Here is a 13,212-nt window from a genome sequence, read left to right on the forward strand (position 1 = left end):
TTCTTCCACGTCTGCAAGCGTGGTAGCAGGCGGGCGGCCATGCCATCGGCTGTCCAATGTTCCATACAGACGACATGAAAAAACCCGGCGGTTGCCCGCCGGGTTTTCGATTTTAATAAGGCAGCGCCTGTTAGAACGAGCGCTGGAAGCGAAGCATGCCGCCGATTGCGTCGTCATCGCCAGGAGTAATACCCGTCCAGTTCGACACGGAGTCGTCGCCGAGATGCGAGTAGTCGACTTCGGCCGTGATCGTGAAGCCGGGAACGATGTCATAGGCAACGTTCGCGGCGATGCCGATGTTCTTGCCTTCGTCATACGACGCCTGGAGGTTGAACGAGGTCTTTTCGTTGAACTTGTAGGTGCCGCCGCCCCAGACTGCCCAATTGCCGCTCCACGGCTTGTAGAAGCCGCGACCGCCAGCCGGGAACGCCCAGGTGCCGTCCGTCAGGTTGTCGTCGGAGCCGTAGCCGCCCATGATGAAGAGCGAAATCTGGTCGGTGGCGTTCACGTCCAAGCGAACCTTGCCGGAGACTTCTTCATAGTTGCTGTCGTAAGCGATGACGCCAGTGACCGCGCCCCAGCCCTGCGTCCACTTCACACCACCGACGACATGCGGAACGTAGCTGTCGATCGTGTCCGAGCCCGAGCCTTCTTCGAGAGAGACGACGGCCGAGAAGCCGTTGCCGGCGTCGAAGTAGTACTGCACCACGTTGGTGTCGAAACCGCCATAGGGAACCAACGTATCCTGGATGACGTTGCCGGCGTAGCCGATGAACGTATCGAAGGCCGATTCGTCCTTACCGACGCGGAGACCACCGAGCTGGATCCAGGCGAAGTTCAGCGAGACGGTGTCGCCGTTGGCAGCAGTATTGAGCGTTCCGAGCCTGCCCGAGTCACGGTTGTTGTTCTGGAAGTTGAAGCGGGTCTCGGTATAGGTCTTCAAGGTGCCGAGTTCGGTTTCCTGGCCGGTCCAGGTCTTCAGCGAGAAACGGGCATGCTTGTAGAAGGTGTCGTTGCTGCCGCCGTCCTCGTGATCGGCGCTTGTCGCACCGTCGAACGAACCGACGTCGCCGACGCCGATGTCGTAACGGATATAGCCGCCGATGCGCAGGCAGGTTTCGGTGCCGGGGATGTAGAAGTAGCCAGCGCCGTAGACGTCGCAAATCTTGACGTATTCAGCGGGCTCCGGCTCGGCGACGACGACGGCGTCGGCGGCGCGCGCACCGGAAACTGCGATCAGGGCCGCAGCGGAGCCGAGAAGAAGGCTCTTGATGTTCATTTTCTGACCTCCAGTCAAAAGTTAAAAAACGGGTCTGGGTATTCTTTGCTGAAGGACAGCGTTCCCTGCCCCATCCCCACTACCGAAAAAGATGCGCACCGCGCCGCTCCTTCAAATTCGACATTACCCATGAGCCGGCGGCGTTCAACAACGATCGTACCGGCGAAAGGACAGTTCGGCTGCTATCCCCGACCTGTGTTGCAGAAACGTCACGATTTGGCCTCACTTGGAAAGCTCTCGTTAACCATTGCGCCAGCCGCGACCGCCGGTCTCCGGCCTAATCCGGCGATCGGCCGACGGAATCATGGCAAGGACTGGCTCATCTGCCAAGGAATTGCCGCGGATCCGCCGACAGGCAGTTGGGCAGCCTTGCCATCGCGTCCTCCTCCTGACGAACACCGTGGTAGGTCAAGCCGTCGGTGCCGCGCCGTGCCGCTCGCGCGCGGTCTTGCGGATAATTTCCGCGATTTCCGGGCTGCTGCTGCATAGCATCTGGAAATCCGCCGCGTGCAGCGACAGGAGCGAGACCGCCGTCACTGCGCTGACGGTCGCCGTACGCGGTTCGCCGCTCATCAGCGCCATCTCGCCGAAGAAGGCGCCAGGGCCAAGCTCCACGGGGTTCGACATCACGACGCTCACCCGCCCCTCCACAACAAAGAACATCCGGTCCCCGGTCTCGCCCCTGCGGCAGATCACGGCGCCGGCCGGCAAACTGCGAGGCCTCAACGCGCGCACGATCTCGACCAGCGCGGCCGGCCCGAGCTTCTGAAACAACGGCACGGCGGCGACCAATTGCCAATTGCGGACGAAGTCCTCGCGACGGATTTCTTGATAGAAGCCGGAGGCAAGAATGCCGGCCCAGAGCGCGAAGACGCCGATGCCGCACATCATGACCGCCCCAGCAAGGACGCGACCGGCGAAACTTTGCGGAATGGCGTCGCCATAACCGGTGGTGGACAGCGTGACCACCGCCCACCACATTGCCTGGGGGATGCTGCCGAACTTTTCAGGTTGGATGTCGCGCTCGATGACATACGCCGCGAGCGCGACACCGAACAGAACGACGCCGAAAAGCGTGGTGACGCCGATCAGGTTGCGCGCTTCGTTGGCCAGCACCCTGCCCAGTACCGGGAAGAAAGTCGAGTCGCGCAGCGGTTTGAGCAGCCAGACGGCACAGTAGAGGCTCCGGTCGGGCGTGCCTTCGAGCAGAAATGCAGCGAGTGGAACCAAAACCGCGAGCATATCAATGGCGATTGCCGGCGTCCTGTCGCGAAGGTCTCCCGCCCAGCGCTTGAGCAGCGTCTCGGCCATCTGCAGGAGATAAGCGCCCCAAATGACCGCAAGCACGGCAGTCAGTGCCAGCCTGCTTCTACCGGACATGTCCGGCATGGTGAGCGCGGCCACAGCCAGCAGCCCAGGCGCAGCCAGCACCGCGTTCAGCGGAGCGTAAATTCTCAAGAAAGGCAGTACCGACATTCCATGCCCACGAGCGGATGCTATTCCTCCAGGATAGGATGCCTTCAAGGCAAGCGCAAAGGTGCTTACCTTTCGCTGCGCCATAGAGAGCCCCGGCCTCGTACATGACGGCGGCAATGGTGAGGCTGCCGGCGACACCTAAGAAGAAACGCTCAATCCGCCTGGTTTCACGAGCGTGCGGTTCTCCTCGGCCCGTTCCCCACCACCAAAACGTGTGCGGCACGCCAGGCTGCAGGAAGATCGAGCGGCCCGGCCGGCTGGTTATTATACCGTCGAGCCAAAACTCATGCTGGCCTTCCGGCACTTGCAGGGTCGCCTCGTACTCATTCTGATAAACGTGGACAGGGTGCCATCGGCTGCTTCCACGCGGCCCTCCAACATTTCCAACTGGTCGGCTGTATCGGCGCTGGTGAGCGCGATCCGGAATTTGGCACCCACCCAGGAGACTCTCGCCTAAGGGCGCAAACTGACGATTGCCATGTCCATGGCTGGTGCCTTTGGTTCGGCTTGGCATAAGTTCTTGCAGACCAAAGTACGGTGCGGGCCGGCGACTGGATTGGCCTCTGCCACAGCCCGGCGGTCAGGTCCGCAATTGCCGGCTGGGCCATATTACTCGAGAGGCGCTGTTCGTAGGCGGCGGCAATGGCATGGTTCCGACGTTGCGTGCGCCCAAGTCGCAGGAGCCGGTGATGTCACCGCTGGCGCAACTCGAGGACGCCCTGTCGAGGTCTTGCGGCTTGGATCCCAGCCGCTCTGAACCGACTTGACGTGTCCAAAGCGATGCGATCCATAGATCCGATTCTCTTGCAGTCGTCCCGCCCAGTCCAGAATGAGCCGGCCTACCTTGACTTTGTGGTCCAATGACTGAGTACCCGCGCCTTAAATACAGCATACAAGCCGTTCGCAACGCAGGCGACCGGCTGGCAAAACCTATGCAGTTCGGACAAGACACCACTGCCGGCCAGTACGTGGACACGCTGCGAATCTTCTCGATCACCAATAGCTGGCGCGACTCGCACTTTCTGCCGATGCGGAGCGTTCGGTTCTCTGTCGGTCACCACATCAAAGCCCTGCGATTGAAGGGCGATATGGCATCGCGTCCGAAGCGTATGGCATCCATCTGTCGGAAGCTTCGAGAGTCCACCACCAATTTGGACACCATGAACGACATCGGCGGCTGCCGAGCGATCATGCCCGACATCCAAAGTGTTCGCTTGCTTCTCGCATCGATGCGAGACAAGTTCCCCCATGAAATCCNTCCGGAACACGATGACCGAGTGCGGGAATTGCGGGATATCAACAGTCGTATAGGTGCGACAAGTGTACTGGAAGACATACCGAATCTTACTCTCCACTCAAAGAACGTCGCACAGTCAGCGCGGAATTTTCGGCACCTTTTGGTGGAATATAGCGCGGATCGGAACGTTGCCATCCAGCCATTCCGAACTCTTATGTTGGGTGCGCGGAAGTTGGAAGACATAGAGAAAAAAATCGCGCTACGGGGGGTTGATTCGACGGCTGTCTTGGTTGAGGTGGACAACGTCGAAAGGCTTGTCGAGATATACCCAAATTACTTCGGCGATGTTTCATTGTTCGCTCGTATTCTGAAATCCATCTGCTCGGGAAAGGCGGCCGTCGAATACAAAGCATCCCGCACCGGATGGTAGCTCCAAAAAAGGCGCCCAGCGCCAGCGAGACGCCGAACAGTTTTGCCGCGCCGAAGGCGACGCCGAGCGCTATTGCCAGCACCGAGAGGCGGAACAGTTCGCGCGACCCGGTATGGGCGACATAGTGCAGGANGACGCCGAGCGCTATTGCCAGCACCGAGAGGCGGAACAGTTCGCGCGACCCGGTATGGGCGACATAGTGCAGGAAAGTCCTTGGAAACGCCCGACAATGGTTTGGCTAGGCGTCGTTTCCGTTTGAAGTAGCCGGACCATTGGCCTTCCTCGACAGAATTCGCCGTATAACCCATTTGAAATCCTTACCGCTTTCATCAGCCTCTCGCTCACGGAAGGCCTCCTCAACCGCTTGGATTGTTCTTTCTGACTAAGCTCTCCGGCCTTTCGCGCTTTGGCTTTGGGGCAGAATTTGGCGCGCGAGGTGAACCAACCGGCTTTTTCCGGGTCACACCAAGGGGCCGGTGAAGCTCCTAGAGTTGACTCGGCGATTGTGTCCTCGGGAGCATTCACCGGATCGCAGGCCCCGTGTTCCGGGATGCCGACGGCGAGGTGCTGCTTGCACTCGGGGCGGCCCCCTCTCATCGAGAACCCAGCACACCCGGCACTGGCCGTGAGTTACCCGCTAGGGGAACTGGTTGGCCTGTTCAGGCGGCCGATATGCTGTCTGGAATACGGAACGATGGTCTTCAGTTCTTTCCAGCTTATGCACCTCATCGCGGTAGGTCCTGTTATTGAGCATCGCGATGCCCAATGGAATACAATCCAATTGACGCTGACAAAGTATCATTTCATCGGAAGCTTGGCGAGCGTTGGTCGGAACCGAGACGCACGGCAGCATGCGCCCGCTTCACGTCTGTCGAAGAGTGCTGAGGTTGGTTTCGTACTTGGCCATGGCGTCGCGCATTTCGGGGAGGTATTTATAGATGTTGGGCAATGTCCGATTGCGACTGCTTGGACACTGATTCATGAACTTTCCTACGATGAGCTGCGGACTTTGAGCGCGGCCATGTGAGTGCCTAGCGACCGCCACAAGTCATGAAGAGTGTACGGTCGAACTCGCTCGAGTTCTTCGTCAAAACAAAAGTTTGGCCTTCCATCCATTGAACGTCGTCGTTGGCTTTCCCCTCACGTGGTCGCGTGATGCAAGAAAAGGATTGTGCATTGCCGACGATCGGGATGCTTTCCAAGACAGGGTTGAACGCCTTGCACATGAGATCAAAGCGTGGAAGTCCGTTACCATCTCGACCGATGGTTGACGGCGCTGGTATGGCAAAGGAACCGAAAACGCTTGCTAACCCGCAAGTAACGGAGCGACGCCGCTCCAGAACCGAGCCAATCAACAGAAAAATTTTTGTTGGTATTTTTGTAGGTTAGCCCTGCTGTCGCCTGGGCGCCAACCATTTGGAAACAAAGGCAGATCTCCATCACTTGGATTCCACCTCTGGCACCATTATTTCAAAAATCCAAGCGCTTATGGACCACCTGATCGCTATCAATCGCATGCGCCTGTTGCAGGGCCTTCGGTGTCGTCGCTTCGGCTTTCTTGTCACCATTGGGATTTGGTGCCGGTGCCTCTCGCACGTCTCGCGGTGGCGGATCGACATGCTCAGGCTCTGACGGTGCTTCCTTGTCCGGCCGGCGGACGGGTGGCTGCGGGCCGGACTTCGGTGGTGGTTCTTGGATCTTGGCTGGCATATCCAGTTAACCGCAACCACAGGCTCCTGTTCCCTTGTATCTTAAAGAACCGGGAGGCTGAAGCCTTCTGTCAGCTTGGTGCGGGTGCCCGCCCTGTCACAAAGATCGATGGAAGGGAACGACTTTGCCTTCGCCGGGCTTGTGGAGGATTCAATTTGCTTGGTGATCCCACAACCCTAGGGCAAACTCCCTGCCGGGGCTGCAGGAGGTGAAATGAGAGCACGCGCAGCAACGCTTGGGGATCTCGAGGATGTCTTCCATGGCCTGTCGAAGCGGATGTCGGACGAGTACGCGGCGGCCGGCAAGAACAGCAAGATCGCCTACGACAATCTGATGATGAATTTGAAGGAAGGCCGCGCGCATGCGCTTGTCGAGGGCGAGAAGGCGGTGGCGATCATCGCCTGGCATGAAAACAGCGACGCCGCCGATACGCTGTTCGCCGCGCAAGAGGATTTCTTCCGCGGCCCGACCGTCCGTTTTTGCAAGCGGCATATCAGGCATATCCAGGCGCTTGCCGGCAACCTTCCCATCCACTCGCGCAGTTGGCTCCAGGGGCCCGATGTCGCCAGGTGGTTCGGCGTTATCGGCTATGTCGAGCGCGGCCAGGAAACCGGCGCAAAGCTGTTCGAACTGCCGCCTGCGCGCTGAACAGAAATTCTACCGCACCGGCGAACGCCGCCTGCACCGCCCGCTTGACGGTCACCGGCAGGATCGGACATGTGGTTTTCGCCTGCATGGCGTTCGAAGCTTGCCCGCGGGCCCGGAAGCGCGTCGAGGCGGTCCGCCATCGCCCTGGCGAATTCGTGGGTGCGGATGAGCTTTTTCTAGTCAAGGTTTTAAGATGAGACCGACGGCGACAAACCCAAGAAGGCAGGTGACGCGATCTGGCAACAGCTCCCAAAATCCGTCAGCAAACCATCCCGAAAAGGGGCTGAAGGCGGTGTCGGGCGCATCCGCCACGGCGTGATCGGGTTGCGCTCGGCAGGCGTTGATGGTTTGTTGCCGGTCAGCGGAGATCAAGTGATGCGAGAATCCATGGGTCAAGACGAATACGGGTCGGCGAACCCGTTCGATCCAGACGACCTGCCGAATTTGAACGCGATCGGACCAGGGATCGGCAATAACGACTTCGAGAAATACGCGGTCGCCGTGATCATCGTGTTCGGCGCCCTGATCATCGGCGGGCTAATGGCCGCGTCGATGACTTTCGGCCACCGCAACGGCTTCCTGTTCGCGCTGGGCGGCGCCACGTCGGCCTGGATATCGGGAAACGCGCTGCTGCTCGACCGACCACGCATCTATGCGCTGTTCGTTGGCATCGCTGCCTTGATGCTGATCGCCTCGACCATCACGCTGGTGACCTGACGGCTCCGAGCCATGAGGCAGAGGCCGGTTCCGAAAGGCGGAATCCGGCCTCATCCGGAAAGCAACGGTCTTGCGGCCTATCAATATCCGAGCGCTTCGCCCGATGCCGCGCGGCTGTCGATGGCGCCATTGTAGCGCGCGCCGCCGCCCTTCTCGATTTCCGCCAGGCTCTTGCCGCCGACGAGAATGCCCGCCGCCTGGCCCCAGCTCTGGTCGCTGAGATCGAGGTGATAGCCCATCCCGGCCAGCAGTCTTTCTGTATCCGGCGAAAGGCCGAACGGCTCGACATAGACGGTATCGGGCAGCCATTGGTGATGAATGCGCGGCGCGTCGATCGCCTCCTGGATGTTCATGCCGTGGTCGATCACGTTGACGATGGCTTCCAGCGTGATGGTGATGATGCGCGAGCCGCCCGGGCTGCCGATGACCATGAACGGCTTGCCATCCTTGGCCACCACGGTCGGGCTCATCGAGGACAGCGGCGTCTTCTTCGGCTGGATGGCATTGGCTTCGCCCTGGACGAGGCCATAAAGGTTGGGCACGCCCGGTTTCTGGGTGAAGTCGTCCATCTCATTGTTGAGCAGGATGCCGGTGCCGTCGGCGACGACGCCGGCACCGAACGAACCGTTCAGCGTGTAGGTGACCGCGACCGCGTTGCCGTCCTTGTCGATGATCGAATAATGCGTCGTCTCCTTCGACTCGCCAAAACCCTTCGGCATCAGATCCTGCGACACGCCGGCGCGGAACGGATCGATCTTGTCGCGGATGTCCTTGGCATAGGCTTTGTCCAGCAGCCTGGAAACGGGGTTGTCGACGAAATCGGGATCGCCGAGCGCGGAGTTGCGGTCGACATAGGCGTGGCGCATCGCCTCGACCATGACGTGGACGGTCTCGGCCGAGCCGGCGCCGAGATAGGACAGTGGATAGCCTTCCAGCACGTTGAGGATTTCGCAGATGATGACGCCGCCTGAGCTCGGCGGCGGCGAAGAGATGATCTCGTAGCCGCGATAGGAGCAGGTGACGGGCTTCAACTCGCGCACCGCGTATTGTTCGAAATCACCCTTGGCCAGGATACCGCCCTTGGCGCCGCTCGCCTTGACGATGGCGTCGGCGATGGCGCCCTTGTAAAAAGCATCGAGACCTCTCTCGGAAATGGCTGAGAGCGACGCGGCAAGGTCGGGCTGAACCAGCTTCTCGCCGATGCCGTAGGGCTTGCCATCGGTTTTGAGGAAGGCCGCCGCCGCCGCTGGGTCCTTCGCCAACCTTTCGGCGCTGCCGGCGAACGAAGCCGCATCGCCTTGGTTGAGAACGAACCCATCTCTGGCATAGGCGATCGCCGGCGCCATCAGGTCCTGCCTGGAGAAGGTGCCGTATTTCTGGCGCGCCATCTCGAAACCGGCCACCGAGCCTGGTACGCCGACCGCGAGATAGCCGTCCAGGCTAGCGCGCTTCACCGGGTTGCCATCCTTGTCCAGATACATGGTCTTGGTCGCGGCAAGCGGCGCCCGCTCGCGGAAATCGAGGAAGGTCGATTTGCCGTCCTTGAAGCGGATGGTCATGAAGCCACCGCCGCCGATATTGCCGGCATTGGGATAGACGACGGCCAAGGCATATCCGACGGCGACAGCCGCATCGACGGCATTGCCGCCCTTTTTCAACACCTCGACGCCGACTTCGGAAGCCAGATGCTGGGCCGTGACGACCATGCCGTTCTCGCCCTTGGCCGGTGCTGGCGACGCGGCGAAAGCCGATGACGAAAAGGCGAAGGCGATGGAAAGGCCGAGGGCGATCAATGTCCGACGGGTGAGATGCATGGCGGGTTCTCCAAGTGGTGCTTGCCTAGAAAAGCTACTTGGAGCGATCGAGTCCATCTTCAATGAAGACATTCACGGGTTGGTGACTGCTCGCTTGGGGTGGGAGACGCAGGGCAGAGGAGGCGTGAAGGATCGCCAACTTTCGGACGTTTGTTCAGGTTTGACTATGAGGTAACTGGAATCAGCTGAGACGTCGACGCGACAGCGTCCCCTCTGCCGGACATCTTCCCGCAAGGGGGAGGTCGGCTCTACCTCAAACGATCCCGCCGGAACCACCCGCGACGGCTGGCCGCTCCGCCGCGACCTTGGCGCGGTAGCCCGCCGCCCGGTATGCGGCGACAGGATCGATGGCGCCACCTGTCTTCAGCCGTGCCATGGCAAGGATCGGCTCGACATCGGTTCGATAAGCCGCCTTCAGCGTCTGCGTCGCCATCAGCGCGTCATTGCCGTCCTGGAACCCTTCAAGCGCCTTTCGGTCGACCAGCAGCGCCTGCGCATAGGCGCGCTGCACCTCCACAGCGGACAGCATCAAGCTTTCGATCGGATCGGTGACATTGTGGCTCTGGTCGAGCATATGGGCGGGGTCGAAACCCTTGGCGCCTGACAGCTCGGCATCGACCAGCTCGTTGAAAACCAGGAACAGCCGATAGGGGTCGATCGACCCGGCATCGAGATCGTCGTCGCCATATTTCGAATCGTTGAAGTGGAAGCCGCCGAGTTTTTTGAACTGGATCAGCCGCGAGACGATCATCTCGATGTTGACGTTGGGCGCATGATGGCCGAGGTCGACAAGGCAGAAGGCCTTGTCGCCGAGCTCCCTTGATATGATGTAGTTGGTGCCCCAGTCCTGCACGACGGTGGAGTAAAAGGCAGGTTCGTACATCTTGTGTTCGGTGAACAGCTTCCAGTCATCCGGCAGCCCGGCATAGATATCCTTCATGGCGTCGAGATAGCGCTCGAACGCCTTGGCGAAATTGACCTGGCCGGGGAAGTTGGAGCCGTCGCCGATCCACACCGTCAGCGCCTTTGAACCCAGCGTCTTGCCGATCTCGATGCATTCGAGATTGTGCTCGACCGCCTGACGACGCGTGCCGGCATCGGCATGCGACAGCGAACCGAATTTGTAGGAAAGCGTCTGGTCCTTCGTGTCGGAAAAGGTGTTGGAGTTCATGGCATCGAAGCCAAGCCCGAAGCGTGCGGCCGCCTGCTTCAGCCGGTTCGGATCGGCCTTGTCCCAAGGAATGTGCAGCGACACGGTCGGCGTCGCCTGCGTCAATTGCTGGATGACAGCGCAATCCTCGATCTTGTCGAAGATGTCGCGCGGCTCACCGGCGCCGGGAAAGCGGGCGAAGCGGGTGCCGCCGGTGCCGACGCCCCAGGACGGGATCGCCACGGCGAATTTCTCGACTTTGGCGCGGATGGAGTCGATGGCGATGCCGCGGCGGTCGAGGCGCTCGCCGAGCGAGGCATAGTCACGCTCGAGGTCAACCTTGCGCGCGGCGTTACTGCTGGCGACGATGTCGCCGGAGATGATGGATTCGGACACTGCTGTTCCTCCCAAAATTGCGTTCGGCTGACACCGCCCCTCATCCGCCCATCGGGCACCTTCTCCCGTGGACGGGGAGAAGGAAGGCTAGCGCGTGAAGCTCTGCGCATTGCCGGCGTCGACGTTGATGATGTTGCCTGTCGACTTGGCCGACATGTCGGAGGCGAGGAAATAGATCGCCTCGGCGATGTCTTCCGGGAAGACGGAGCGCTTCAGCAGCGAACGCGAGCGGTAGTGCTCTTCCAGATCGTCGGTCGACATCTTGTAGGCGGCGGCACGCTGTTCCTTCCACTCGCCGGTCCAGATCTTCGAGCCGCGCAGCACCGCATCCGGGTTGACGACATTGACCCTGATCTGGGCTTCCGCGCCCTCCAGCGCNAGGCAGCGGGCGAGATGAATCTCGGCCGCCTTGGCGGTGCAATAGGCGGCGGCGTTGGGCGATGCCGCCAGACCGTTCTTGGAGGCGACAAAGACGACGTTGCCGCCGATCTTCTGTACCCGGAACAGCCGAAATGCTTCCCTGGAGACCAGGAAATAGCCGGTGGAGAGGATGTCCATGTTCTTGTTCCACAGCGCCAGGGTCGTCTCCTCGATCGGCGCCGACGATGCCAAGCCGGCATTCGAGACCAGAATGTCGATGCCGCCGAACTCGACGGCCGTCTCGGCGAAGCCGGCGACGACCTGGTCCTCCGAGGTGACGTTGATGAGAACCGGGCGGACGAAATCCCTGCCATAGGCATTTGCCAGTTCCTCGTTGGCGCCGGCGAGTGCCGCCTCGTCGATATCGGCCAGCACGACGCAGGCGCCCTCGCGCAGCAGGCGGTTGGCCGTGGCGCGGCCGATGCCCCCGGCGCCGCCGGTGACCAGCGCGATCTGGCCGGCGAGAGACTTCGGCTTCGGCATGCGCTGCAGCTTCAAATCCTCGAGCAGCCAATACTCGATGTCAAAAGCCTCCTGCGCTGGCAGGCCAACATAGGACGAGACAGTGGAGGCGCCGCGCATGACGTTGATGGCGTTGACGTAGAACTCGCCCGAGATGCGCGCTGTCGCCTTGTCGCCGGCGAAGGTGAACATGCCGACGCCGGGCATCAGATAGACCACCGCGTTGGGGTCGCGGATGGCAGGCGAATCCGCATGCTTGCAGCTATCGTAATAGGCCTGGTAGCCGACACGATATTCGGCAATGTCGTCGGCGAGGCGCGCGATGACGGCGTCGACATCCGGTTTTGCGGGATCGAATTCGATCACCAGCGGGCGGATCTTGGTGCGCAGGAAGTGGTCCGGGCACGAGGTGCCGAGGGCGGCCAGCGAGCGCAAATTCCTGGAGTTGACGAATTCGAGCACGGCGGGCGAGTCATCGAAGTGGCCAAGCTTGTGGCTCTTTTCCGAGATCAGGCCGCGAATCCTGGGCATCAGCTTGGCGGCAATGGCGCGGCGATCGGCGGCGTCCATCGACTTCACCACCTCGCCACCGAAGATCGCCACGCCTTCGGAGCGGCGCTCGAACCACTCAATGGCCTGGTTGATCACCGAAATCGTCGTTTCATAGCATTCCTTCGGCGTATCGCCCCAGGTGAAAAGGCCGTGGCTTTCGAGGATGACGCCCTTGGCGGTGGGGTGTTCGAGGCAGAATTTCTCCAGCCACAGGCCGAGTTCGAAGCCCGGCCGCTTCCATGGCAACGAGCCGATGACATCGCCGAATATCTCCTTGGTCAGAGCCCTGGAATCCTTCGCGGCGGCGATGGCGATGATGGCATCGGGATGCATGTGGTCGACAAAAGGCTTCGGCACATAGGCATGCAGCGGCGTGTCGATCGAGGCCGCGCGCGGATTGAGGTTGAAGGTGCAGTGGGGAAGATAGCCCACCATCTCGTCCTCGTGCTCGGCGCCGCGATAAAGCCCCTTCAGCGCCCGCAGCTTGTCCATGTAGAGCGTTGCGAAGCCGTCAAGCTTGATCGAGGCGCTGTCGCCGCCCGAGCCCTTCACCCACAGCACTTCGACATCTTGGCCGGTGAGCGGATCCTTCTGCCATATCTTCGAGGAGGTATTGCCGCCGCCATAATTGGTGACGCGCTTGTCGGAGCCGAGCGTGTTCGAGCGATAGACCAGCAGCTCGGGCTCACTCATCCCCTTGGCTTTCGCATCGTCCCACAGATTGGCGAGGCGCGAGCCGGAGCGCTTGTCGAGCATAGGTAATCCTCCCTTGGAGCGCGCACCATGCGCTCCTTTTTCGCTCGGGAATGTCTACGCAAGAGGCGAGCTTGTCAATCACAAACGATCAATATCAATCATATTGCACTGCACAATGAAATTATATGATCGGAAATGATTGACACTGCTCGGTTTGGGTGCCTA

The 13,212-nt window shown here is 60.6% G+C and carries 9 protein-coding genes; 2 read left to right on the forward strand and 7 right to left on the reverse strand.

The features are described 5' to 3' along the window. Positions 1–130: 130 nt before the first annotated feature. The 3 genes from X742_RS161930 to X742_RS1000000173850 all read right to left on the reverse strand — a co-directional run bounded on the left by X742_RS161930 (position 131) and on the right by X742_RS1000000173850 (position 6,132). Entirely contained in the window at positions 131–1,279 is a 1,149-nt protein-coding gene (locus X742_RS161930; protein ID WP_023770967.1) for a porin, read from the reverse strand. A gap of 408 nt (positions 1,280–1,687) precedes the next feature. Next, positions 1,688–2,755: a cyclic nucleotide-gated potassium channel gene (locus tag X742_RS161925; RefSeq protein ID WP_023770968.1), complete on the reverse strand. Its 1,068-nt coding sequence runs from the start codon at positions 2,753–2,755 to the stop codon at positions 1,688–1,690. A gap of 3,137 nt (positions 2,756–5,892) precedes the next feature. Then, positions 5,893–6,132: a hypothetical protein gene (locus tag X742_RS1000000173850; RefSeq protein WP_156939354.1), complete on the reverse strand. Its 240-nt coding sequence runs from the start codon at positions 6,130–6,132 to the stop codon at positions 5,893–5,895. 213 nt (positions 6,133–6,345) lie between these two features. Between X742_RS1000000173850 and X742_RS161905 the strand changes: the two genes are divergently transcribed. Continuing rightward, positions 6,346–6,780 carry a hypothetical protein gene (locus X742_RS161905; protein WP_023770973.1) on the forward strand — a complete coding sequence of 145 codons (435 nt, stop codon included), beginning with the start codon at positions 6,346–6,348 and terminating at the stop codon, positions 6,778–6,780. Between the two features lie 180 nt (positions 6,781–6,960). Here X742_RS161905 and X742_RS1000000173860 read toward each other — a convergent pair whose 3' ends face one another. Then, positions 6,961–7,152 carry a hypothetical protein gene (locus X742_RS1000000173860; RefSeq protein WP_084056415.1) on the reverse strand — a complete coding sequence of 64 codons (192 nt, stop codon included), beginning with the start codon at positions 7,150–7,152 and terminating at the stop codon, positions 6,961–6,963. Between the two features lie 3 nt (positions 7,153–7,155). Here X742_RS1000000173860 and X742_RS22115 point away from each other — a divergent pair, with 3 nt between their 5' ends. After that, the gene (locus X742_RS22115; protein WP_015319229.1) at positions 7,156–7,497 is read left to right on the forward strand and encodes a hypothetical protein; all 342 of its coding nucleotides are present in this window, start codon (positions 7,156–7,158) and stop codon (positions 7,495–7,497) included. Positions 7,498–7,577: 80 nt separating this feature from the next. Here the strand turns inward: X742_RS22115 and ggt are convergent, their stop codons facing one another. The 3 genes from ggt to X742_RS161890 form a co-directional block, all read right to left on the reverse strand. Next, positions 7,578–9,311, reverse strand: coding sequence for a gamma-glutamyltransferase (ggt, locus tag X742_RS161900; RefSeq protein ID WP_023770974.1), 1,734 nt, complete (start codon positions 9,309–9,311; stop codon positions 7,578–7,580). Between the two features lie 253 nt (positions 9,312–9,564). Next, positions 9,565–10,857 carry an L-rhamnose catabolism isomerase gene (gene rhaI / locus X742_RS161895; protein WP_023770975.1) on the reverse strand — a complete coding sequence of 431 codons (1,293 nt, stop codon included), beginning with the start codon at positions 10,855–10,857 and terminating at the stop codon, positions 9,565–9,567. A gap of 87 nt (positions 10,858–10,944) precedes the next feature. Then, positions 10,945–13,047 carry a bifunctional rhamnulose-1-phosphate aldolase/short-chain dehydrogenase gene (locus X742_RS161890; RefSeq protein ID WP_023770976.1) on the reverse strand — a complete coding sequence of 701 codons (2,103 nt, stop codon included), beginning with the start codon at positions 13,045–13,047 and terminating at the stop codon, positions 10,945–10,947. Positions 13,048–13,212 lie beyond the last annotated feature (165 nt).

Source organism: Mesorhizobium sp. LNHC229A00 (genome assembly GCF_000502415.1).
GTDB lineage: Bacteria > Pseudomonadota > Alphaproteobacteria > Rhizobiales > Rhizobiaceae > Mesorhizobium.

What these genes read in the sequence shown, in the direction of transcription:
- X742_RS161930 (WP_023770967.1), bottom strand. Translation starts at nt 1,279, where the DNA reads ATGAACATCAAGAGCCTTCTTCTCGGCTCCGCTGCGGCCCTGATCGCA.
- X742_RS161925 (WP_023770968.1), bottom strand. Translation starts at nt 2,755, where the DNA reads ATGTCGGTACTGCCTTTCTTGAGAATTTACGCTCCGCTGAACGCGGTG.
- X742_RS1000000173850 (WP_156939354.1), bottom strand. Translation starts at nt 6,132, where the DNA reads ATGCCAGCCAAGATCCAAGAACCACCACCGAAGTCCGGCCCGCAGCCA.
- X742_RS161905 (WP_023770973.1), top strand. Translation starts at nt 6,346, where the DNA reads ATGAGAGCACGCGCAGCAACGCTTGGGGATCTCGAGGATGTCTTCCAT.
- X742_RS22115 (WP_015319229.1), top strand. Translation starts at nt 7,156, where the DNA reads ATGCGAGAATCCATGGGTCAAGACGAATACGGGTCGGCGAACCCGTTC.
- ggt (WP_023770974.1), bottom strand. Translation starts at nt 9,311, where the DNA reads ATGCATCTCACCCGTCGGACATTGATCGCCCTCGGCCTTTCCATCGCC.